Origin of the sequence: Paenibacillus alkaliterrae (genome assembly GCF_021532375.1) — a bacterium.
Taxonomy (GTDB): Bacteria; Bacillota; Bacilli; order Paenibacillales; family Paenibacillaceae; genus Pristimantibacillus; species Pristimantibacillus alkaliterrae.
On sequence record NZ_JAKGAP010000044.1, the window covers coordinates 39,331 to 61,994 of the forward strand.

General features: G+C 46.2%; 23 protein-coding genes and 4 pseudogenes. 7 read left to right on the forward strand and 20 right to left on the reverse strand.

Annotation, left to right across the window (positions count from 1 at the left end; all coding sequences use genetic code 11):
• Nucleotides 1–2: 2 nt before the first annotated feature.
• The 5 genes from L1N85_RS18100 to L1N85_RS18120 form a co-directional block, all read right to left on the reverse strand.
• Complete coding sequence (locus L1N85_RS18100) at nucleotides 3–1,001, reverse strand: metal ABC transporter substrate-binding protein (protein WP_407946499.1); 999 nt, start codon at nucleotides 999–1,001, stop codon at nucleotides 3–5.
• Nucleotides 985–1,917, reverse strand: a complete 933-nt coding sequence (locus L1N85_RS18105; RefSeq protein WP_235240459.1) for a metal ABC transporter permease — start codon at nucleotides 1,915–1,917, stop codon at nucleotides 985–987. The genes L1N85_RS18100 and L1N85_RS18105 overlap by 17 nt, the downstream gene beginning before the upstream one ends.
• The gene (locus L1N85_RS18110; protein WP_235240460.1) at nucleotides 1,863–2,570 is read right to left on the reverse strand and encodes a metal ABC transporter ATP-binding protein; all 708 of its coding nucleotides are present in this window, start codon (nucleotides 2,568–2,570) and stop codon (nucleotides 1,863–1,865) included. The genes L1N85_RS18105 and L1N85_RS18110 overlap by 55 nt, the downstream gene beginning before the upstream one ends.
• On the reverse strand, nucleotides 2,561–3,046 hold the full coding sequence (locus tag L1N85_RS18115) for a Fur family transcriptional regulator (RefSeq protein ID WP_235240461.1): 486 nt from the start codon (nucleotides 3,044–3,046) through the stop codon (nucleotides 2,561–2,563). Before L1N85_RS18115 ends, L1N85_RS18110 begins: the two co-directional genes overlap by 10 nt.
• A 145-nt stretch (nucleotides 3,047–3,191) precedes the next feature.
• Entirely contained in the window at nucleotides 3,192–4,250 is a 1,059-nt protein-coding gene (locus L1N85_RS18120) for a CobW family GTP-binding protein (protein ID WP_235240462.1), read from the reverse strand.
• A gap of 270 nt (nucleotides 4,251–4,520) precedes the next feature.
• On the opposite strand from L1N85_RS18120, the gene L1N85_RS18125 reads away from it, so the two are divergent.
• From L1N85_RS18125 to L1N85_RS18135, 3 genes are all read left to right on the forward strand, one after another.
• The gene (locus L1N85_RS18125) at nucleotides 4,521–5,537 is read left to right on the forward strand and encodes a CobW family GTP-binding protein (protein ID WP_235240463.1); all 1,017 of its coding nucleotides are present in this window, start codon (nucleotides 4,521–4,523) and stop codon (nucleotides 5,535–5,537) included.
• Between the two features lie 79 nt (nucleotides 5,538–5,616).
• The gene (gene sufU, locus L1N85_RS18130; RefSeq protein WP_235240464.1) at nucleotides 5,617–6,066 is read left to right on the forward strand and encodes a Fe-S cluster assembly sulfur transfer protein SufU; all 450 of its coding nucleotides are present in this window, start codon (nucleotides 5,617–5,619) and stop codon (nucleotides 6,064–6,066) included.
• Between the two features lie 8 nt (nucleotides 6,067–6,074).
• Nucleotides 6,075–6,599, forward strand: a complete 525-nt coding sequence (locus L1N85_RS18135) for a MogA/MoaB family molybdenum cofactor biosynthesis protein (protein ID WP_235240482.1) — start codon at nucleotides 6,075–6,077, stop codon at nucleotides 6,597–6,599.
• Between the two features lie 36 nt (nucleotides 6,600–6,635).
• Here L1N85_RS18135 and L1N85_RS18140 read toward each other — a convergent pair whose 3' ends face one another.
• The 8 genes and pseudogenes from L1N85_RS18140 to L1N85_RS18170 all read right to left on the reverse strand — a co-directional run.
• The gene (locus L1N85_RS18140) at nucleotides 6,636–7,655 is read right to left on the reverse strand and encodes an ABC transporter substrate-binding protein (RefSeq protein WP_235240465.1); all 1,020 of its coding nucleotides are present in this window, start codon (nucleotides 7,653–7,655) and stop codon (nucleotides 6,636–6,638) included.
• A gap of 264 nt (nucleotides 7,656–7,919) precedes the next feature.
• Entirely contained in the window at nucleotides 7,920–8,030 is a 111-nt protein-coding gene (locus L1N85_RS28005) for a rubredoxin (protein WP_407946502.1), read from the reverse strand.
• Nucleotides 7,990–8,847 (reverse strand): ABC transporter ATP-binding protein, encoded by an 858-nt coding sequence (locus L1N85_RS18145; RefSeq protein WP_235240466.1) that lies wholly within the window; start codon nucleotides 8,845–8,847, stop codon nucleotides 7,990–7,992. Before L1N85_RS18145 ends, L1N85_RS28005 begins: the two co-directional genes overlap by 41 nt.
• Nucleotides 8,844–9,917: a FecCD family ABC transporter permease gene (locus tag L1N85_RS18150; RefSeq protein WP_235240467.1), complete on the reverse strand. Its 1,074-nt coding sequence runs from the start codon at nucleotides 9,915–9,917 to the stop codon at nucleotides 8,844–8,846. Before L1N85_RS18150 ends, L1N85_RS18145 begins: the two co-directional genes overlap by 4 nt.
• Entirely contained in the window at nucleotides 9,914–10,747 is an 834-nt protein-coding gene (locus tag L1N85_RS18155; RefSeq protein ID WP_235240468.1) for a class I SAM-dependent methyltransferase, read from the reverse strand. Before L1N85_RS18155 ends, L1N85_RS18150 begins: the two co-directional genes overlap by 4 nt.
• 343 nt (nucleotides 10,748–11,090) lie before the next feature.
• Nucleotides 11,091–11,372 carry an ABC transporter substrate-binding protein gene (locus tag L1N85_RS18160; protein ID WP_235240469.1) on the reverse strand — a complete coding sequence of 94 codons (282 nt, stop codon included), beginning with the start codon at nucleotides 11,370–11,372 and terminating at the stop codon, nucleotides 11,091–11,093.
• Nucleotides 11,373–11,566: 194 nt separating this feature from the next.
• Nucleotides 11,567–12,203, reverse strand: a pseudogene (locus L1N85_RS18165) (class I SAM-dependent methyltransferase).
• Between the two features lie 10 nt (nucleotides 12,204–12,213).
• Nucleotides 12,214–12,579 (reverse strand): annotated as a pseudogene (locus L1N85_RS18170) (IS4 family transposase); the annotation flags it as partial.
• A gap of 382 nt (nucleotides 12,580–12,961) precedes the next feature.
• Here L1N85_RS18170 and folE2 point away from each other — a divergent pair.
• Entirely contained in the window at nucleotides 12,962–13,861 is a 900-nt protein-coding gene (gene folE2 / locus L1N85_RS18175; protein WP_235240470.1) for a GTP cyclohydrolase FolE2, read from the forward strand.
• Nucleotides 13,862–14,158: 297 nt separating this feature from the next.
• A complete protein-coding gene (locus L1N85_RS18180) occupies nucleotides 14,159–14,635 on the forward strand; it encodes a ParB N-terminal domain-containing protein (RefSeq protein WP_235240471.1) in 477 nt (158 codons plus the stop codon).
• 25 nt (nucleotides 14,636–14,660) lie between these two features.
• On the opposite strand, the gene L1N85_RS18185 is transcribed toward L1N85_RS18180, so the two are convergent.
• The gene (locus L1N85_RS18185) at nucleotides 14,661–15,572 is read right to left on the reverse strand and encodes a hypothetical protein (protein WP_235240472.1); all 912 of its coding nucleotides are present in this window, start codon (nucleotides 15,570–15,572) and stop codon (nucleotides 14,661–14,663) included.
• 27 nt (nucleotides 15,573–15,599) lie between these two features.
• Nucleotides 15,600–15,729 (reverse strand): annotated as a pseudogene (locus L1N85_RS18190) (YnfA family protein); the annotation flags it as partial.
• Nucleotides 15,730–15,885: 156 nt separating this feature from the next.
• Here L1N85_RS18190 and L1N85_RS18195 point away from each other — a divergent pair.
• Nucleotides 15,886–17,037 (forward strand): metallophosphoesterase, encoded by a 1,152-nt coding sequence (locus L1N85_RS18195; protein ID WP_235240473.1) that lies wholly within the window; start codon nucleotides 15,886–15,888, stop codon nucleotides 17,035–17,037.
• A gap of 64 nt (nucleotides 17,038–17,101) precedes the next feature.
• On the opposite strand, the gene L1N85_RS18200 is transcribed toward L1N85_RS18195, so the two are convergent.
• The gene (locus L1N85_RS18200) at nucleotides 17,102–17,659 is read right to left on the reverse strand and encodes a helix-turn-helix domain-containing protein (RefSeq protein WP_235240474.1); all 558 of its coding nucleotides are present in this window, start codon (nucleotides 17,657–17,659) and stop codon (nucleotides 17,102–17,104) included.
• Nucleotides 17,660–17,717: 58 nt separating this feature from the next.
• On the opposite strand from L1N85_RS18200, the pseudogene L1N85_RS18205 reads away from it, so the two are divergent.
• Nucleotides 17,718–19,904 (forward strand): annotated as a pseudogene (locus L1N85_RS18205) (beta-glucosidase); the annotation flags it as partial.
• Between the two features lie 111 nt (nucleotides 19,905–20,015).
• On the opposite strand, the gene L1N85_RS18210 reads toward L1N85_RS18205, so the two are convergent.
• The 4 genes from L1N85_RS18210 to L1N85_RS18225 form a co-directional block, all read right to left on the reverse strand.
• Nucleotides 20,016–20,276 (reverse strand): DUF7667 family protein, encoded by a 261-nt coding sequence (locus L1N85_RS18210; RefSeq protein WP_235240475.1) that lies wholly within the window; start codon nucleotides 20,274–20,276, stop codon nucleotides 20,016–20,018.
• 81 nt (nucleotides 20,277–20,357) lie between these two features.
• Entirely contained in the window at nucleotides 20,358–20,945 is a 588-nt protein-coding gene (locus L1N85_RS18215; protein WP_235240476.1) for an NAD(P)H-dependent oxidoreductase, read from the reverse strand.
• Nucleotides 20,946–21,013: 68 nt separating this feature from the next.
• Nucleotides 21,014–22,135, reverse strand: coding sequence for a Ger(x)C family spore germination protein (locus L1N85_RS18220; RefSeq protein ID WP_235240477.1), 1,122 nt, complete (start codon nucleotides 22,133–22,135; stop codon nucleotides 21,014–21,016).
• Nucleotides 22,135–22,566 carry a GerAB/ArcD/ProY family transporter gene (locus L1N85_RS18225; protein WP_235240478.1) on the reverse strand — a complete coding sequence of 144 codons (432 nt, stop codon included), beginning with the start codon at nucleotides 22,564–22,566 and terminating at the stop codon, nucleotides 22,135–22,137. The genes L1N85_RS18220 and L1N85_RS18225 overlap by 1 nt, the downstream gene beginning before the upstream one ends.
• Between the last annotated feature and the right edge of the window lie 98 nt (nucleotides 22,567–22,664).

The window sequence follows — 22,664 nt, forward strand, 5'->3', positions numbered from 1 at the left end:
AACTACTCGCTAAGAGCCTTCTTTAGACCTTCCAAATTACGCTCCATGATTGTAATGTAATCGACATTATCTTTTATTTCTTCTTCTGTCAGTCCTTCAATCGGATTCAAGACAGCGGTCTGAGCCGATATTTCATCTGCGATCGTCTGAGCGATTTTGGGATCAACAAGTGTCTCGAAGAAAATAATCTTCACATCATGCTCCTTAGCAAACTCTACTACTTCTGCCATTTGCTCTGGTGACGGCTCTTGTTCAGGCGATAGACCTGCAATTGGCACTTGAATGAGCCCGTATTCCTTAGCCAAGTAGCCAAATGCAGCATGCTGAGTAATAAATTCATTTCGCTTCACATCTTGCAGCTCTGATTTATAAGACTCGTCCAGTGTCTTCAGCTTCTCAATAAAGGCGTCTGCATTCTTTTTGTATTCTTCCTTATGCTCGGGATCTGCCTTTTCAAATGCCTCTTGAATATTCCGTACCTCCTGCTGCGCAAGCACGGGACTTAACCATACGTGCGGATCGAGCCCATGCTCTTCATCCTCGTGGCCTTCCTCTTCATGCTCTTCCTCCGCATGTTCTTCCCCTTCGTGCTCATGCTCATCTTCGCCTTCCATTAATTCAATGCCTTTAATGGCTTCCACCACAATTCGCTTGTCGTTCGGCGCGCTCTCCAGTGACTGCTCCGCCCAGCCTTCAACCATTCCGTTATAGACGAACACATCTGCGTCCTTAATGTCAGCCATATCCTTCGCGCTTGGCTCCCAGTCGTGGGGTTCCACACCTGCTGGCACCAATGCCACTACATCAGCATACTCTCCTCCTACTTGTTTGCTGAACTCGTACATTGGATAAAAACTCGCAACTACTTTTATTTTCCCACTGCTCTCACCGTTCGTATTTCCGCTAACTGCCTGATTATTATTGCCGCAGCCTGCAACGATCATTGCCACTGCTGCCGTTACAGTTGTCAGGTGTACCCATTTGCTAGACCAAACTTTCATTTTCTTGTCCCCCTGTTGGATGATTGAATGATGAATGTGTAAAACGAGGAATTGCGTCTGAGCTGACAGACGCTTCCGTAGAATCAAGTTTCGACTTGTTTCGTAATTTACTGAGCTTTGTTGCCGTGTTTTTCAAACCTACACCGATTATTAATATAATGAGAAGCATTAATGCTATGGTACCTCCAGGCGGCGTACTTAGTTCATAGGATGCCGTTAGGCCGGACAGCACACCAATCAAGCCGATCACCATTGCAATATACAATGAAGCTGTAAAGCTTGGAGCGATACGAATGGCAAGTGCCGCTGGAAGCACAATAAGTGAGGATACTAACAATACGCCCACTATAGGCATTGCTGCAGCCACAATCATGCCCGTCAATACACTGAACAGCAAAGAAATCCACTCTACTGGAATACCATTGGTCTTTGCCGTATCTTCGTCAAAGATCATCTGATACAAAGGCCTGCGAAAAAGGATAAAAAATAAAGCTCCTATGCCTGCTACCCCAAGCATAAGAAACAATTCCGTTTGATTAACAGCTACTACGGAACCGAATAAATAAGAAGAGAAGCTTTTGTTAATTCCCTTATTCAAGTTCATAAGCACAACTGCGGTTGATAATCCGCCAATCATAATAATGGCCACAGAAATCTCGCTGTAGGTCTTGTACGATCTTCGAACATACTCAACAGCAACCGCTCCTGCTACTGCAACTGCAACTCCGGTGAGTGTTGGATTCATATGCAGATATGCCCCTCCTGCAACACCTGCAAGCGACACATGAGAAAGCATATCTGCCATTAGTGCTTGACGTCTTAGCATGAGGTAGACTCCCAGAACTGAAGCGACAAGCGCGATTATACTACCGGCGCAAAATGCCCTCTGCATGAAGTCGTAGTGCAGCATTTCCACCCTCCATTCTCCTTTCTCTCTAGTTCAATAATACGATCGAGATAAGACTCTACTTCTGATAGCCCATGTGTAACCATGACAATGGTGCGTCCATGTGCCTTTACATGATGATGCATAAGATTGTAGAATCCCAATCTGCTGCCGCTGTCCATACCGGTAGTCGGTTCGTCCATAATGAGCAGGTCTGGCTGCTGAGCTAATGCGCGTGCAATACAAATTCGCTGCTTCTGCCCCCCGGATAATTCACCGATTTTACGATTGCGATGCTCCCACATCCCGACTTGCTTAAGCACCTGTTCAGCCAGCATGTGATCCTCTGCTCGCAGCCGACGCAGCCATGAGCCTCTCACATAGGTGCCTGATCGTACGAATTCTAATATCGTACTAGGAAACCCGCTGTTGAAAGCTGCAATCTGCTGTGGAACATAGCCAATAACCAGTTTTTTGTTCTGGTCGTTATGCTTGGATAAATAAATATCTCCCCGCCATGGCTCAAGAAGACCCAGCGCAAGCTTTAGCAAGGTTGTTTTGGAGGCGCCGTTTGGACCTGTTACCGCAACAAATTCACCAGAGTAGAGCTCCAAGCTTGCATTTTCCAGACAAGGTACTTCGTTATAACCAAAATCGACTCCGCTCATTGAAGCTAGCAGCAAGGTTGTTCCTCCTTAAGATAAGGACTTAGCATACTTCTTATTGGTGTTATCTCTTCATCCCTTTGACAACTAACACAGTAGCCATAGATTTCGAAGCTGTGTTTCACTACTTGAAAAGATTCTGGAATCTCCAGGTTTTGCATTGGACAATAATCGAGCGGATATACGTTGCTGCAGGAGAGACAGATCATATGATGATGATGATGGCGGTGATCGAAGCATCCTATCCTGAATTTATTTCCTTCTTCAAATTGAAACATTTCTAGTACGCCTAATTCTGTCAGCAGCTTAATATTGCGGTATACGGTATCAAAGCTAAGGCCTTTATAGGTAATAGCCATTCTCTGATACAACTCTTTGGCTGATAGGAATCCGTGAGCTTCAGCGAATAATTGAGCCAACATTTTGCGTTGTTCCGTTATTCGAAGACCATGTCTAGCCATGGCTTGAACAAATTCACCTCTCCGACTGTTCACAATACCTCACGCCTCTCAAAGTATTCCGTGTAAATCGTAATTATTACTATGAATAATCAAAAACCATCTGATTTCTTAAACGCTCCACGAGTTTTAAATAGTAATCATTACGCTTTGTATACTTTATCAGCCTTTTCTCCGTTCGTCAACCGCACACCCCGGCGGCAGCTGATTCAACTTCTGCTCTGGAGAAATTCTCGCCAATGAACACAGCTACCTCAGGCACACTTGCTTGCGGCGCTATTGCTAAAAGTTCAAGCTCTCGATACGCATATTGAAATAAATAAAGCTTTCCATCCAGAAAACGAACTAGCCCCTTCGCTCTATACACTTCAACAGGCAACGTTCTTATCATTTCCTCGAATGATTCCCTTTGCATGGGCCCGCTATAGTAATGGGTATATACCATTACATGGTCATAAGAATGATAATGCGTATGGGATTCTAAGTGATCATGATGATCATGGTGGACGTGATGTTCATGATGGTCATCGTGGTCGTGATGAGAACAGTTATGATTATGGGCATTATACTCACCGGAGCAGCTCTTGTCATTCAAGTGTTCTTGCTTGTCCGCATTTATCATTTGGAATGGATTATCCATCCGTCTAAGCAAACCCAGCGCCCCTTGGCAATGCACGGTTTCTATAATCGGGGAATAAGGATTCAAATGTCGAACATATTGTTCCAACTCAATCATTTGACGCTTTTCAAGTTTGTCTGCTTTATTAATCAGGAGCAAGCCTGCGCACCGAATTTGGTCCTCCATCAATCGAAGCGTTTTGCCTCTTGTTTTACTGATTAATTCATTCAGATAAAAACCGTCAACTACCGTAATCAGCGACTCCAGCTGTACTTTGACAAGCAGCGACGCTTCAGTCACGCTATTTATAATCTCAATTGGATTTGCAACACCGGTAGATTCAATTACAATAACATCAGGTTGATGGTCACGACATAAATTCAGAATGGTCATACCCAGATCGCCGCTGATTGTGCAGCAGATGCATCCGCTCAGCATTTCTTCCATAGGTATATTGGCATCAACAAGGTGACCGTCTATATTCACATCCCCTATTTCATTCATAATGACGGCTGGCTTCTTGCCTTTTTCTTTCAGGTCATCAAGCAGCTGCTTCAACAAGGTCGTCTTACCGCTTCCCAGAAAGCCGGACAGCAGATATATAGGTATAGGGTGGTTCATTAATCATTTCTCCTCTTTATTAAACGTAATTATTACTATTAACTTATTCAAAAAATATACGCTCTATCCAGCTTTCTGTCAATACATAGTCTTTACCTCAGATTAGCATCTGTAGTATGCTAATCATGCAACTAATCGTAATTATTACATTGTGGGGAATGGGAACGGCTTCTTCATTAATTCATCCTATTTTGACAAATGAAAAACAACCTTCTATACTCATTAATAGTAATGATTACAATTAAAAGTCGAAAAGGAGTGTTCCCCCCCATGTCGCAACCAATTGGTCAAGTCGATAATCGAATACCCGTCACCGTATTAACTGGATTTTTGGGAGCAGGCAAAACGACTCTTCTCAATAATGTGCTCACAGCTGACCATGGTCAGAAAATTGCCGTCATCGTGAATGAATTCGGAGAGGTAGGCATCGACAATCAGCTGGTCGTAGGTGTCGACGAAGAGATTTTTGAAATGAATAACGGCTGCATCTGCTGTACCGTTCGAGGTGATCTGATTCGTATTCTTGGTGAGCTGATGGATGCCAAAAAGGGCTCCGGCAACTCCGCCAAAGCTAACTTTGATCGTGTATTAATTGAAACAACCGGTCTAGCTGATCCGGCACCTGTCGCTCAAACCTTCTTTGTCGATGAAGAAATGGCAGAATTTTATAAGCTGGATGCCATTGTAACGGTTGTAGATGCCAAGCATGCAGATCAGCATCTGGATGACGGGCATGAAGCGCAAGAGCAAGTTGCCTTCGCTGATGTCCTGTTGCTAAACAAAACGGACCTGGTTTCCCCTGAAGATCTTAAAAAGCTGGAACAGCGTCTCATCGCTATGAACCCTGCAGCCAAACTGCATCATACCCGTCAATCTCAGATTGATATCAACAAAATTCTAGGTATTGACGCTTTTGACTTGGCGAAAAAGCTCGAAATTGAACCAGGCTTCCTGACCGAAGAGCATCATGATCACGATGATGATGTATTCTCCATCTTCTTCCGCGAGGAACAGCCTCTTGATATGGAGAAGTTGGAAACATTCCTTCAGGAATGGCTGGAGGATCACGGAACGGACACTTTCCGTTATAAAGGAGTTCTGAATATACAAGGCGTTAAGCAGCGTATCGTATTCCAAGGAATTCATATGCTCTTCAGCTCCTATCCGGATAGAGATTGGAGATCCGATGAGAAGCGGCTCAGCGAGTTCGTCATCATTGGCAGAAATCTGGATACGGAATGGTTTAACAAACAGTTTGCCGGATGTGTAGCGACCGCCGTGAAATAAAGGCTCTAGCCATGAGACCCGGTACCTGTAACAGGTATTGGGCCTTTGTCTTTTCTTCATTAAACAAGGGGTGGACACTATGCTTGATAAACTGTACCAACAGCTCGTATTAGATCATTACAAGACCCCTAGAAACAAGCGTAAGCTAGATGGGGAAGGAACGATCAGACTGCCCTACAAAAACCCGACTTGCGGTGATGTTATGGTGCTGTATGTTAATATTCAAAACGATACCATTTCCGATATTACATTCGAAGGAGAAGGCTGCTCCATCAGTATGGCATCCTGTTCAATGATGACAACAGCCGTCAAAGGACAGTCGACCTTGACAGCACAACAATTGATTGGGACTTTCACCAAAATGATTAAGGAGGGGGCGGCACCTCCCGAGCCTGCAGCTGATCTGTTGCATGATGCATTGTCATTGGCTGGTGTTCATACTCTAAGGGCCCGTCATAACTGTGCGCTTATGGGCTGGCAAGCATTAAATAAAGTGTTGGAGAACCGCCTAGAGGGCAAAGGAGAATGAAAAGAATGATGAATTCGGTAGAGCAGCATCGCAAGGAATCTCCTTCTTCTGTCCGCTGTATGATTATTACCGTATCTGATACTCGGACCAAACAGACAGATTCGAGCGGAGCCTTGCTTCGTGAGCTTCTAGAAGCAGCAGATTACAGCATTTCAGCTTATGAAATCGTAAAAGATGATTATATAAAAATTCAATCTGCTATACGAAGAGGGGTGGATGATTCTGCCGTGGAGGCGATTCTGCTAAATGGCGGTACAGGAATTGCCAAGCGGGATACGACCTATGAGGCCGTTAAGAATTTGTTGACCAAAGAGATGCATGGATTCGGAGAGCTGTTCCGATATTTAAGCTTTGCTGAAGATATAGGAACGGCAGCGATACTAAGCCGTGCAATAGGCGGGGTGTATGCGGATAAAGCAATATTCTCGATGCCAGGCTCCAGTGGTGCAGTCAAACTCGCTGCATCCCGTATTATCATCCCGGAGCTTCGACATGTGATGCGCGAGATTTATAAAGATGCCGGCGATAAGTAATCGCTCGGCATCTTTATACTCATTCGTTCTAGCTCTTTACCGCTCCGGATATAATCCGGAAGCCAGCGTCTGGAGCGCGATCGGTGCCCGAATGCCTTCTGCCGCTGCTGAAAGTGGAAGGACGATGAACCTCTCATTCTTTATAGCAGGAACATCGGCAAGCTCAGGCTTGCTCAGCAATAGCTGCTTCTTTTGCTCCACTGTCGTATTACCGTAATCCATAATGACGATGAACTCGGGATTCCGATTCACGACTTCTTCCCAGCTCACTTCCACCCAGCCCTTATCCACATCATCAAAAATATTATGTGCGCCAATCATATCCAATAAATGGGTCAAATATGTATTGGCTGCTGTAAAAGCTTTCTCTTCTCCGCTGTCATAGACGAATACTTCCGGGGCCTTTTCTACCTCCCCAATCTTGCTTTTTATTTCTGAAAGCTGCTCCTTCATACCTTCTACTACATCCTGTGCCTTCTCTTCCACTTGGAATATGCGCCCTATATTTAAAATGTCTGCGTATACATCTTCCAAGGTTGGCGATGGCATGTTCGAGGATTGCTGTACATATGTATGGATGCCAGCCTGTTCCAGCTCATCCCTTGTTCCGAGTGATTTCTCGGTAAAAGCGCTCTTCCAGCCTGCGTAAGCAAAATCAGGCGAGGCAGCAAAGAACACCTCTTTAGATGGATACTCGTCGGACAAGACAGGCACCTGTTGATAGGCCTCGCTGTATTCAGGTAAAATCTCATCGTCCAAATATGCCGTTCCAACCATCGTCTTCTCTAATCCCAGCTTAAGCATGACCTCCGTTGCATGCTGGTTTAACGTAACTACTCTTTTGGGAGGTTCCGCGTATACATGCTTGACCCCGAGATTGTCAATTTCCACCGCTTTACGTTCAGTCTCTGACGTATTTTCTTTGTCCGGAGCATGATTTTCAGCTTCAGATGAAGATTCGCCTCCACATGCAGAAAGCATGAAAACGAACACCAATAGCAGTACGCTTACTTTACTTTTTTTCCTGCGGCTCAAACTGCGCAACCAATTAAACATTGTTCATTCTCCTCATGATCTATAATGTGCATGATATCTTGCATAGACATATGCCAAACTAATTATTTGCGAGCAGCAATAATCGTGAATTTAGTACCTTCAAACGTTGCAAATGCAGCTGAATAGCGGAACAGCTGACGTGACAGCGAAGTTTCTCCTTCTACTGTCTTAACTGCGAGCTTGCTAGGAACAATTCTTTTTCTCTGTACGAAACGCCATTCATCAGCTACAGGCGGGATAATCAATTCTACTGCGATGAGTCCGTTATCCTTCAGCTAGCTCCGTGATCGCGGTTCCTGAAGGAACGCCGTTTCGGGAATCCCCGTACCATTCTTCATAGCTGTATTGACAGAAGGTGCATTGCGTTCGCGTCACTAGTTTCTTCCCTCTTCTCTGCCCTTTTATCGACTGACACAGCATCGTGAAACAGCTCTGATATATAGGCTATGCTAAGTCTGCCTGTTATTGGATGCGGGGACACAACGGCTTGCACGCCAAATACTTCGAGCAGTCTCTCTGTCGTCAGTACATCTTCTGGTTTTCCAGAAGCTACGACATAGCCTTCTTTTAGCATATAAATACGATCACAGTAGCATGCGGCAATATTCAAGTCATGCAAAGCAGCAATCGCAGTAAGCTTAAGGTTTTTCACCAAATCCATGATTTGCAGTTGATACCGAATATCCAGATGATTAGTCGGTTCATCTAGAATAAGAAAGCTTGCCTGCTGTGCCAAAGCACGAGCGATAAGCACACGCTGCTTCTCGCCGCCAGACAGCGTATGGAAGCTCCTCTCAGCAGCCTTCGCCATCCCCACCTTGGCAAGCGCCTGCTGAACGATGGAAAGGTCACCTGCCGTATCTGCTCTAAACATGGATTGGTGCGGATGACGACCCATGAGGACGATCTCCCGTACCTTGAAATCGAATGCTGCTGCCGTTTCCTGGCTAACGACGGATACCTTTCGTGCAGATTCCTTGTAAGTCATTTCACTTAATAGATAACCATCAATCGAAATCATACCCTCATCGGGCTGCAGGACGCGGTACATATTTTTGAGAAGCGTCGATTTGCCGCTTCCATTGGGCCCAACCAAGCCGACAAGCTCGCCCTTGCGCACTTGCAAGAAGATGGAATGAAGAATAGATTGTTGATCAATTTTATAGCTCAGCTTGCTTACATCTACGTTCATTTTGCACCTCCTTCGAACGAATAGGAGCTTTTGCGGAGCAGCCAGATGAAGAAAGGACCTCCAAAAAGTGCGGTTACAATCCCAATCGGCAATTCCTCCGGTGCCAGCAGCAATCTGGCTGCCACATCTGTCCAGATAACAAAAATTGCACCTGCGAATAAACTGACCGGAAGAACCCTGCGATGATCAGAACCTACCATTAAGCGGACAATATGCGGAATCATTAATCCTACGAATCCAATTGATCCGCTGACCGCGACGATTGTTCCTGTTAGTAGCGCAGTCGTCAATACAAGGAATATTCGAAAGGTATTCATATTTACTCCTAATGTCACAGCTGCCTCTTCACCCATCAAGAGCGAATTCATTGAGCGATAATTCATAATAAGAAGAATCGTTCCTGTGACGACGATCCATGCCGGTATAGTAAGATAGCTCCATTTGGCGCCTGTCAAACTTCCTAGCATCCAGTACATGGCAGTCCTAATGCCTTGTTCATCAGGAGCCATCGTCACAATAAAGCTTGTAGCGGCAGACATTATCATAGAAACCGCTATGCCCGACAGCAGCAGACGAGCGGTAGAGATCCTCCCCCCAACTCGAGCAAGCAGAAAGACTAGCCCCATAGCTGCAAGCGCCCCTAGAAAGGCGGACAAGGAGAGCGAATAAGCACCAAAGAAGGAAAAAGCACCAAAAATAATGACAAGAGTAGCGGCAACGGAAGCACCAGAGGATACGCCCAGAATGTAAGGGTCTGCCAGTGAATTGCGAATAAGCGCTTGAATAGCTGCGCCAACGACAGCTAATCCGCCCCCGACAATCATCCCCAGAAGAACGCGGGGAAAACGAATATTCCATATAATATGTCCTTCTGCCTTCGTCCAAGTTTCAGCTATCAAGTGATCGGTGACAGGAAGATGAGAGAATGCAATCAGCCACACTGTTTTGGGAGCTATCGGTACAGGTCCCAGCATAACCGCAAGCGTAATGGTTGCAATGAGCGCCGATGCAAGCAAGAACAGAACGAGAGGGAACCACAGCGAGTGATCTCGAATACGGCTCAGTATCATTTGATCGGCTTCCAGTATAGGATCGCTGCCTTGAATGCATGAGTATATTCAATTTTCCCGTTCTCTCGATTGACATATCGGTTGAGTATATCAATCGCTTTATTTCGATCATAGTTTTTGTCCATAATTGCATTCAAGTTATCTTGAATCAGTTCTTCTTCATTCTTATAGGCATAGGTTTTCTGCAAATTCAATATTTTGCAATTCACATCAATTCCCAGCTGATATAACAGATTGGTCAAATAAATATAATCCCTTCGATGAAACTTAACCGAGCAGCCCAGCTCCTGATGAATATCCCAATAATGCGGTTTCTCAGGACCGCTCGTCATACCGATTACAGCCAGCCTCTTTGCTGACTGATTCATATGGATGAGCGCTTTATCAATGTCTTGCATCCGGTAGTAGCAATTGACACCGAAGACCACATCATAAACGGAATCCGAAGCACGCTCCTCCCACTTCGCATGCTCAAATGACAAATTTCCATAACCTCTCTCCAACGCTTGCGTGGACAAGTAGCGAAGTACACTCTTAGAACTGTCCACACAGGTCAGCGTACGGGCAATTGCTGCTACATCAAAGGTATAATTGCCCCAGCCGGGACCAATTTCCAGCACATGATCCTCCTCTGTAATCAGAGACAGCAGTTGTTCCCGGATGCCCGTTATCCAATCATCCGGTTTAGATTTTCCCGCAAGGAATGATTCCCAGAATGATTCTTCGAGCGAATCATCGATCATCCTCGGCGGAATCTGTCCATCCCAGTCCTTCATCCCCTCATTCCATAGTCCCTTATAATCCATGTCAAAACGAACGCCATAATACATGTTGATATACTCCTCTCAGGATTAGACAGGATGCATGGATGTAATCTTCAGGCCGGCTGGCCCTTACATAATGTCAACCTTCACACTGTAAACCGTTTCAATATTTTCTTCGTTAAATACCTCTTCAGGTGTTCCAGAAGTGTTTGTGGTGGACTCCTCTGTTGAATTCCACTGAAGATCTCCCGCATCTATTCCCCCCCTGCAAGTACCGTGGCATAGCCTTCTCCAACTCCGGCCCCTCCATCCTTTGACTGACTCGGGAAGATTCGATATCCACCGCTTGAATTCAGGAATCCGACAGATAAAGCAAGGACACTCTTTTTCTCTGCATTTGGAATCTCTTTCACACGGTCAGAGAGCAATTGTTCAATTTCATGCTTCCAGGATAAAAATCTGGTTCTTGGTCTTCTTTCTGAAATATTTTACCCAGCAGCTCCGTCTCCCTGTCCATTTGATCAGGAAGATAATTGTTCATTCGAATGACCTGTATCCCTGCAGGCTCCAGCTTATCTTCAAGCGTGTGATCAGGGCGGTTGGTATAGGCAAACACGAGCTGAGGCTTCAAGCTTAGAATGACCTCCAAATTCACTTCTCCCGTTTCCCCAATATCTGGCCTATCGTTCATCCCAAGATTGTATGCTCCCCTCCCCTTTTATAATACGTAAACATTACGATTAAAAGAAAAGAAAAAACGGCCTTTAATCGTAATAATTACTATTTAACAATATACTTGCCTGTCATTTTCTTGTCAACACCAAAATGAGGTGCGCACATATTCATCTTTTATTGATTCAAAGTTGAATATGTGCACGCACATAATCAAATTTTACGGCCAAGTAGAATCATACGCGGAGAAGAAGATGCGTCATAGGGCGAGCCTTTATAATCACCTACAACCTGGTCTGCAACAAGCGAAGTATGATGCAGCATACGTTCAAAATCAGAATACTGGAATAGCTGAACTTGCTCCATATAGATGCGAGGCGGCAGATTCTCTTCCGTCATTAATAACAAACTCAGGATTTAAATAATCAATAATCCATCTCCCCTGCGGCTTCAACAGTCTCTCAATTTCTAATAGTACTTGCTTGTTGTCCGATTCTTTCTCGAAGTAGCCGAATGAACTGAAAAGATTAACAACAGCGTCAAAGTATTCGTTCTCCAATGGAACACGTCACATATCGCCTTGCAGCCAATTAATTCGTGATTGAGCATCGCTCTCTCTTGCCTTCGTCAAAAGGATCTCAGATAAATCCACGCCCGTCACATCAAACCCGAAGTCTGCCAGACTTATCGAATGACGCCCCATTCCGCAGCATAAATCAAGAATCTTAGCCTGACTCGGTAGTTGAAGCCATTCTATCATGTGGCCCACTTCTCTCTTCGCCTGCTCAGCATCCCGATGTTTATAAACCGTCAAATAATCCACGCCAAAGCTTTGTTCATACCACGTCATGCAAACACACCTTTCCTTCAAAATCGTCTATTAGTTCGATGAGTTGCTTTAAGGCGATAGCCCAATCTAATTGGCTGACTTCATCACAAAGTAAATAGAACAAGCCGCCTAATGTGCGCTGATCTTTGCTTTGTCGATGAATGTACCGAGAAAAGACAATCGTCGTACGGCTAACTAGCAAATCATACGATCGACCTTGGAACTCTTTTTGCAGACGCAACAAGGATTTAGCGCACTTGAAGAACACTTCGATGTCCCATCGAATGCCGTAGATTCTAATGATCTCGTCTTCAGGCAATGAGCGGTCCGTACACAAAATCGCGAGCCAATCCTTTTTGTTCGTTCGGTTGCGTATGACGACGATGGTGACAGGAATTTGTATTTTAAAGCCATTCAGTCAGATTTCACTCTGGTCGAGTAGACGTGAGCCTCACGGCTCACGCCCCTCATAGATCCGTACGTGCCCAATTAAGGCATACGGCTCCTCATACCATCCTTCCCAAAGTTGCAATGATCAGCCATAAATATTCACATAGATTTTGGGCTCCGGTAAAGGATATAGGAATAAATACGGATTTTTAAATTTATTCGTAATTATTACAATTAAAAAATATAGCAGGTTACACTTAAAGCGTCAAATGCATTCTTCATATTCAATTGATTCTTGCTTTTGACACATAAGGAGCTGAGGCGTATAATTAAGTTTAAATAGTAATCATTACTATTAATTGCCGATACATCTGATAAGGAGCATAGACATGATTTCCCTTCCTGCAATGCCTACTAAGGAGGAACGGTTGGTTTTATTTGGTTCCGTACCTCCCGTTCACGGCTCTAAGCCGATTGATAAAGCCAGTATGACAGATCTACAGAACCAAACACGCGATTATTTATTTGACATCGATGCTGTGGGCATCAGCAATATTAAGCATCCGATTGCTGTCCTCTCCAATATGGAACCATCGCTTCAGACGACAACGGGCCATTTTCGCCTGACGACGAGTTTGAGACGGAATTCTAAAGGAATCAATATGAGTCGATTAACGGAGCAACTGGACATATATTACCGTAAAGGTTTGACAACTGAAATTCCTGACCTATGCGAGTTCACATCGGATTTGGCGAAAATAATGAATCAAGAACATTCGCAATTGGAGGTCTCGTTTCCATGGTTTTTTGAACGTTCATCCCCTAGCCTTAAGAAGACAGGGCTTATGTATGCTGATACAGCTATTTCTGTCACGTATGATGTTTCGGGAGAATGTAAAGTAAAAGTCGAACTAACCGCGGCCATTACGACACTTTGCCCTTGCTCTAAGGAGATCAGCGAATATAGTGCACACAATCAACGAGGATATATAACCATGACTGCCGAGATCGCTGATCCGTTGCGCCTCTCCGACGATTGGAAAGTTAAACTGCTGAATGCCGCCGAGTCAAATGCAAGCAGTTTGCTGTACCCTGTTCTCAAGCGCCCAGACGAGAAAGCAGTAACTGAATGCGCTTATGAGAATCCGCGATTTGTCGAGGATATGGTTCGACTTGTCGCGGCCGATTTGATTGAAATACCATATATTCAATCCTTCACGGTAGCATGCAAAAACGAGGAATCGATTCATCAGCATGATGCTGTTGCCAGACTATCGTATATTAAATAATATAGAAGCACGCATAAAAGCGCTTTCCCAAAAGTGATATGCTCCCCATACAGTAGACAGATAAAATAATATAAACCTCATACTGTAAGGTGAGCATTTTTCATGGGTAAAAAAAATATACAGCTTCGGAGAAATTTTCTATCATTCAAGAGATTGAAACAGGTCCAGAGGTCATGATGTCTCTGCACGAGAAGGTTGAGGGTGTAATTTGGGTATCGTCAAATGATGCTTCATATGCGTCGCCAAACCAAGAAAACAAGGAAGAAGTTATTGATAAGGTAATAAAGGAAGTAGCCAATGCATACCGCAATGGAAAAAAGGTTGGGTTTCATTGATACCATAAATACTAAGGCAAAAGGAATTGGATCCTCTTTAAGTAAATATTTGCGCAGAGATTCAGATGATATGAGTTGGATAGCAACCGAGCTCCTCATCCGATCTGATAGTCCATTTTATAATATCGGTAGTATTATCGGAAAGAGAAATAAAGGACGACATATCACTCTCCAAAATCTATCCATTGCAGGTTCTACGGTTATCGCAAACTGCTCAACAGAGTCTAAACGTCAGTTTGATTATAACGGTATTACAAAATATGTAAAAAAATCAGGGCAATCGACTGGTCCACTTACGCTCGCCAGCTCAAATGGGGACAAACGGCTCCTTCCTTCTTTTTGTTACGGACGAATGCCCCAGCCATTTGCTTATTTCTTCTATCGGTCTGCGATAAATTTACTAGCGATTTCATCTTCTTGTTCGCTCCATTTCATTTGATTCATGATTACCGATTTAATCTTTTCTAAGACGAAACGATGCCATAGGCCTTCAGCCTGCGCAACGCCTCTAAGGTGAGCACGCCTTTCCACTCCTGCTCAGCCTGCGGCCATACCTCTTCGAATTGTCCCCAGTTCCAAGGCGGAGACCAGGAGCCATCCTCCTGCTGCTTGGTCAGCAGATGACCCATATACTGCTCCCCGCTTTCCTTCAGCTGATTATAATAGAGGGATTCTGGCGACTCGGCAACTTGCACAGGCGTCAGACAGTAGCCTTCCCACTGGCTTGGATCGGTCGATACGCAATTGTTAACCATTTCATCCAATGCCTCTTTGACCGCGTGCAGCACGGAATTTGGCACAAGCTCTGCGAAGCGCAAGCAGCAGAGCAGCTCGTGAAAATCCTTCCTCGTGGATTTCTTATTAATGTGAGTAATCGCATGCTGTGTGAGCTCATCGAGCAAAGCCGCAGGCACAAGCTCCGAATAGGCATAAAAGAAACCGACGATCTCGATCGCGGGATTGCCCCAGCCGTCATGTGATGCATTATAGTTCCACCAAGGAGCCCGCGGCGCCGTTTCTACATCCGGCGGCACGATATCCCAGCCAGTATTTTGCGTGGTGTTGTAATTCTCGATTAAATAACGAATCGCACCTTGCACAATCGGCGACTGTCTGGCTGCCTTCACCCCAATCAAATGGTGAAGTGCGACCGTAGTAGCCAGCACAGAGGATGCGGCGAGCCTTATGTCAGGCTCCAGCCCATGTCCGAAACCGCCATCCGCGTTCTGATAAGCAGCAAGCTGTCGCAGAACCTCATCGGAGGAGCCAGCTTCGTATTCGAATTCATACAGCGCCCTTTCAATAGCTCTCGCGTTCTCCTTCATAAATCGAACCGCTAGCCCATATTGCTTCTCAGCCATAACCTGATTTGTCATTCACCCATTCCTCCTATTTTACAATAATTACGACCTTGGAGCCCAAAGCATGATAGAGACCCCGACCAAGCATATGGCAGCTTCCCAGCCAGTCATAAAAATCAGGCGTACGTTTGTCGACGGTCCAGCCCCATAACACGGATAATAGGATGAAGACACGTAATAAGATTCCCTGTCTTTCTTATGGTAAATAACTGGCTCGAGAATAGCAATCTATTCCTACTAATCGCTTACATTTGGATGTGATATTCTCATTATGATATAGTAGTTTCAGCTAACTGTAAGAAAATGATAAGTCAGGGAGCGTTGATAAATGAAACCGCGGTTTATAGCCATTTTCTTTACTATTCTGCTCGTATACAGCGGCATTTCCTTCTATATTGGATGGAACGGCTGGCTGCTGCTTTCTACACTATTTCATTGGAGCAGCGCGGGAGTGTACGCGATAGCTGTGAGCGTCATTGCCTATGCGTATTTGATAGGCCGCGCAGCCTACGGAACACCGTTAAGACCGCTGGCGGAAGCGCTTAAGCTGATTGGCTCGTATTGGTTTGCCTTACTGGAGTATGCAGTGCTTGTTTTGCCGGCTGCTAATCTTATTGCTCTTATTCTGAAGGCAGCAGGCGCGGAGAAAACTATTTATATTGTCGGGGTAGGGAGCGCAGCACTTCTTCTGCTGGCGATTCTGCTGCTGCGGGGAACCTGGAATGCGTGGAGTCCAATCATCCGAACCTACCGCGTGCAAGTCGCTAAGCAAGCAGGACAAATGAGTAAGCTGCGCATCGCTATGGCCTCCGACCTTCATCTGGGCACGATCGTCGGCAACAAGCATCTGAAGCGGTTAGTCGATAAAGTTGAACAAATTAAGCCGGATCTTATTTTGCTGCCGGGCGATATTTTGGATGATGATATCGAGCCCTTTCTACACAAAAACATGTCTGATGTCCTTGGCAGGCTAAAGGCGCCTCTCGGGGTTTATGCGGTTACGGGCAACCATGAATATATCGGCAGGAAGGTTCCGCAATTCATAGCTGCCATGGATGCCATCGGCATTCGTGTCCTTATGGACGAAACGGCGCTTATCCGCGATAGCTTTTATTTAATTGGACGCAAGGACAAAGCCTCTGGCGGCTTCGCTAACGATCAAAGGCTGCCCATTGATGAGCTTATTGCGCCGCTTGACAGGTCCCTTCCGCTCATCATGCTGGATCATCAGCCTTCAGACATCGCAAAGGCTGCGGAGAACGGCATCGACATTTCCGTTTCCGGCCATACGCATCGCGGCCAAATGATGCCTAATCATCTCATTACGAGAAGATTGTTCGAGCTGGATTGGGGTTATTTAAAAAAAGGCGGGCTGCATGCCATCGTATCGTCCGGCTTTGGCACCTGGGGACCGCCGGTTCGGACCGGCAGCCGTTCGGAAGTTGTTCAAATCGAGGTAGAATTTCTCCATTCACCTTGATGCTTATAATCGTAAAGCTTGGAAAGCCAGGCCCTATTCATGCGTTACTTTCCATTCCATACCGTTACCCGTTCGGGTACAATCGAAACTGCTTCGGCGTTACGCCGGTCAGCTTCCGAAATATTTTCGTAAAATGGCTCTGGTCGTAAAAGTTAAGCCATGCGCAAATTTCGGATAAGGTAAGAGCGGGGTCCGATAACAGCTTCTTCGCTTCCTCTATCTTCTCTCTTACGATGTAAGCATGAATGGGCATGCCGACTTCCTTCTTGAACAATTGCGATAAATAATTGGCGTTTAACCCGACCTTCTCCGCCAGCTCCGCAGCCGATATCTCCTCATAAATGTGGTTAAAAATGTACGTCTGGCATGCCATGATCTTATTCGAGTAACGGCCCGCGCGGTTTTGCCGTACTCTCTCCGCGAAAGCATGCATCGCCTCGGTGCGATGCTTCACTACGCTTTGAATATCCTTCAGCTCCTCCAGATGCTGGATGTACAGATCGCTCATCGTATAGGCCACCTCCGAATGAAGGCCGCCCTCCATTGCCGCCCGCGTCGCAAGCGTGATGCCGGCTATCGCTAAATTTTTTTGACTTCTCAGATAGCTGCTTTTGGACAGCACCCCTAAGTTTTCCGGTATATCCTTCGCAAACTCGTTGAGCTTCTCCGGACGCCCCTAAGGCGTGGAACGACTGGGCATTCCGTCCGTGATGGTCACGGACGGTCCGCATGGCCTGCGCAAACAAAGCGGAAGCGGCGACCATCTCGGACTGCTCGACAGCGTTCCGGCAACCTGCTTTCCATCCGCGGCAGGTCTTGCATGCTCGTGGGACGCGGATCTCGTTTATCAGGTCGGCGTTGCCCTCGGCGAGGAATGCCAAGCGGAGGACGTATCCGTCCTTCTAGGGCCTGGAGCGAACATCAAACGTTCTCCGCTATGCGGTCGAAACTTTGAATACTTCTCCGAGGATCCGTATTTGTCATCCGAAATGGCGGCAGCTCATATTAACGGCGTACAAAGCCAAGGCGTCGGCACCTCGCTTAAGCATTTTGCCGTTAACAACCAGGAGCATCGCCGGATGACGGTTAATGCCGTCGTTGATGAGCGAACGCTGCGCGAAATTTATTTGGCCAGCTTCGAGGGCGCTGTCGTCAAGGCGCAGCCTTGGACGGTCATGTCCGCGTATAATCAAGTGAACGGCGCATTTGCTTCCGAGAACAACCGTCTTTTAACGGAAATTTTGAAGGAGGAGTGGGGGCATGAAGGGTTTGTCGTATCCAACTGGGGCGCCGTCAATGAACGGGTTGCCGGACTCGCGGCTGGTCTGGAGCTCGAGATGCCTTCCAGCAATGGAGCAGGAGACCGTAAAATCGTTGAAGCCGTCCAAAATGGCATCTTGTCCGAAGAAGCGCTCAACGATGCTGTGGAACGGATATTGACGGTCGTATTTAAAGCTGTCGACAACAAAAAAGAAAATGCGGTATACGATGCGGATGCCCATCACCAGCTGGCAACAAAGGTAGCGTCTGAGAGCATGGTGCTGCTCAAGAACGAGCAAGCTATACTCCCGCTTCCGAAGAGCGGATCGATTGCCGTTATAGGCGCCTTCGCTAATGCGCCTAGATACCAAGGCGGCGGCAGCTCGCATATTAAGCCTAGCAAGCTCGATAACACGTTTGAGGAAATTACGCGCGCAGCCGGAGAAACGGCGCAATTATCTTATGCGCAGGGCTATAAGCTCGAAACCGATGAACTTGATGAGCATCTGCTTGAAGAAGCAAAGGACAAGGCCGGCAGTGCCGATGCAGCCATATTGTTCATCGGCTTGCCTGATCGTTATGAGTCGGAAGGCTATGATCGCCAGCACCTGAACATTCCGGACAACCAACGCACGCTTATTGAAGCGGTGGCCGAGGTGCAAAAGAACCTCGTGATTGTACTCAGTAACGGAGCGCCAATCGTCATGCCATGGCTCGGCAAAGCCAAAGCCGTGCTTGAAGGCTACTTGGGCGGCCAAGCGGCGGGCGGTGCGATTGCAGCTCTATTGTTCGGCGATGCCAATCCTTGCGGAAAGCTCGCGGAAACCTTTCCGGTCAAGCTTAGCGATAATCCGTCATTCTTGAATTTCCCGGGCGAAGGCGACATCGTCGAATACAAAGAGGGCGTGTTCGTCGGCTACCGTTATTACGATACGAAGGAGATTGAGCCGCTGTTCCCGTTCGGCTTCGGTCTGAGCTATACAAGCTTCGCATACAGCAATCTAAAAATAAGTTCAGAAGAGCTTACAGACAAAGATTCGGTAACGGTTAGCGTCGATGTGACCAACACGGGCGCCCGGACCGGCAAAGAAATCGTGCAGCTTTATGTAAGGGACGCGGTTAGTACCGTTAAGCGTCCTTCCAAGGAGCTGAAGGGGTTCGCGAAGCTCGAGCTTCAGCCGGGCGAGACGAAAACGGCGACCTTCGAGCTGGGCAAACGGGCTTTCGCTTATTACAATGTAGATTTGAAGGATTGGCATGTGGAGAGCGGGCTCTTCGACATTATGGTCGGATCATCCTCCAGAGAAATTGCGGATCGCGTTTCGGTGAACGTGCAGTCTACCGTCAACATTCGCAAGACCGTCACGCTTAACACGACATTCGGCGATTTGCTCAGCGATCCTGAACGTGCGGTTATCGCAAACGGCATGCTGCAGCAATTTTCCGAGGGCAGCGGCATGATGAGCTCTCTTATGGAAGATGCCCCGGAAATGATGACTGCGATGCTGAATTTTATGCCCCTCCGTGCTCTTGCCATGTTCAGCCAAGGCTCCGTAAGCGAGGAAGCGATTCACGGCATTATTGCTAAAATGAATGAAAACCTGTAATGGCTTTCCGCTAAAACGCAGGAAAATGCCAAGCTAACATCAAAAAAACACCGCCATTCGGAGGATATACCGGCACCAAGCCCGAATCGGCGGTGTTTTCTATTCATTCTATTATCGCTCGAAAAAGGCAGGCCTCCTGCTTTCATAAAACCTCTCCAGCTTGTCGATCTCCGCGGATATTTCATGCAGCCAATCCCCGTCATGAGTCATACTAGCCATAAGACCAAAATTATATTGCTCAGCCAGCCTTTTCGCATATTTTGCATTCAGCTTCAGACAGCTGTTCATTTCGGACATTTCCTGAGCCGTTAGCTCCCTGCTTTGCTGCAGCAGCCATAGCTCGGCCAACCGCCAATGGATATGCATCACCATGATCACTCCTATCGGATGATGAGTACAGTCATTATCATTCTTGACGATTTCATCAGAAAATAGACGGCTCCTATTTCCAGCTTATTCGAACAAGCTGACCGCCTTTTCCTTCACTTCCTCCAGCATTCTCTTTCGCTCCGCATCATCTGTCTGTGTGACGCCTCCGAAGAAGATATGGCCGACAGGCTCGATACCGCAAAATTCATAAATTCCTGTATCCGACGTGATTTTAAGACCGTCATACATACCCATACTGCTGTATAGATCTGCCGTCGTACCGTGCGTATTAATGATAAGCCCTTTCATGCCGGAGAGAAGCTTATTCATCTTGCCGTCCTCACCGTAAGCATAGGCGAACCCGTATGAAAATACCCGGTCAATATATCCTTTAATAAGCGCGGGCAAGCCTGTCCACCAAATCGGATAGACCATCGTAAATGCGTCTGCCCACTTTATATGCTCCTGCTCCGCCACGATGTCGCTCGGCGTATTTCCTTCGCGAAGCGCTTCGAAATCGCTGACTTTAAGCACGGGATCAAATCGCAACGCATACAAATCCCGAAAGACGACCTCATGTCCCTTTTCCTTTAAGGAACTGATGAACGCGTCTACGATCGCATTGTTAAAGCTGTCCGGATTAGGATGACAATAGACGATTAAGTGCTTCATGAATCGCTGGCACCTCCGCTGAAATGATGATAGGTCTGCGTTAGTGTTGCCAACTTCACCTCTTCCATTCACTTGAATTTCCCAAAATCCTTTATTTTAATGTTAGCCTTGCATTGCACCTTCACATTCGGATATACCTCATGCCAACCCAGCGTGCTCCATTCCTTATAGCTCATGCTGTTTCTCACGTATTTGCCGATACCAAGACTGTCCACATTATGTTTTTGCATCTTGCCAACCATGATCGAAGCTTCCTTCATGACATAATCAGCCATTAATTTTTCCAGTTTTTTACGGTCTTTTTCTTCACTCATTTTTAATTTTCCCGTGTACTCTAGCACAGAGCCTTTAATGTTCAACATTATCTCGACCATTATTTGATTATTTCCGCCTCGCTTGACGTGTATCTTACGCTTGTTGCTGATGGAGGTGAACATGAGACGTTCTTTTTTCTCTCCTTCCCCAAACAAGGCCATGCTGATCTCACCCCTCCTGAAATTTTGCCGCAGGAACGCAAAGATAAGCGATTTTTCGGGTTCGATTTTGGCGACATAACGATCCTTATTGAATAAAGCTATGCCATCAATGCTAATATTTTTCTCGCCCTCCTTAAGGATCGGAGCGACAGGATCAATACCGTCATCGAAATAATCTCTTGTAAAATCATAAATCGTTACGGTCGGAATCGTCATCACGGCTGCTTCCTTATCGAGCATTCGATCGATATATTGACCCGTTCTCGGATGCTGGGGATAATTTCTAACGAGCAAATCATGGGCACTCCCTTTAACAACCGACACTTTTACACCCTGGGATATGGAGGGATCGCGCACCAAGGTATCGATATGCTCCCAAATTCCGTTTTTTGCTAAAGCTATGCCAAACAACGTATCTCGCAGTTGACCGCTGACAATCGATAGCTCTGTCTGTCCGGCGAATTTGATTCTGGCTTCCTTGCTTGTATGGGCAACCGCAGTTAACGTTTCTCTCTGCATGCGCTCCTCAGGGTCGGCTTTCGGTATATCAATGGCAACAAGCAGCTTATCCTCCGACTCGCCCTCTTTTTTAGGCGCTAAATCATAGCTTGTTGCCATCGTAAATGCTTGCTTTTCCAGAATGCGTTGATCGCCGCAGCCGGCAATCAGCAATGACAGCAGCAGAATAGCCGACGTTATCTTTATTTTCTCCATTATTGCCTTACTCCTTTGTTAAACAGAAGAATGACGAGCAACAATAAGGGCAGTCCGAACGCAACCCCCGTCTCGGTGTAGCCCAAATATTGCAGCCACATGCCTACCTCTTCTAAGGTATCCGGTAACCAAGCCACCGCAAATGCCGCGGCAATTATGACAAAAGCCAGTACCTTCGTATTGGCCTTGGGCACGATTCGGCGCAGCGCTTCTTGAGCAGACCATATGTACATTACAACCGTAACGAGTGTGGTAAACATGAAAAAACCAAACAGCAGGTTTTCTATTCGTTCAATAAAGGGCAGTCGGATATAGGATAGTAAGTCGAGGAGAGGATAGAGCATATTTTTCAACTGATCAAAACTATAAAAACCGAAACAAACAAAACAAAGAGCTATATAAGTAAAGGTTGTGTACAGGTTGCCTGCCATTATGTTCGCCGCCTCACTTTATGGCGGCGAAAAGAGCGATTTCCGCCAATTCAATTGGCGGTGAAAATATTCATATACAACCGACAATAGCCTAATCC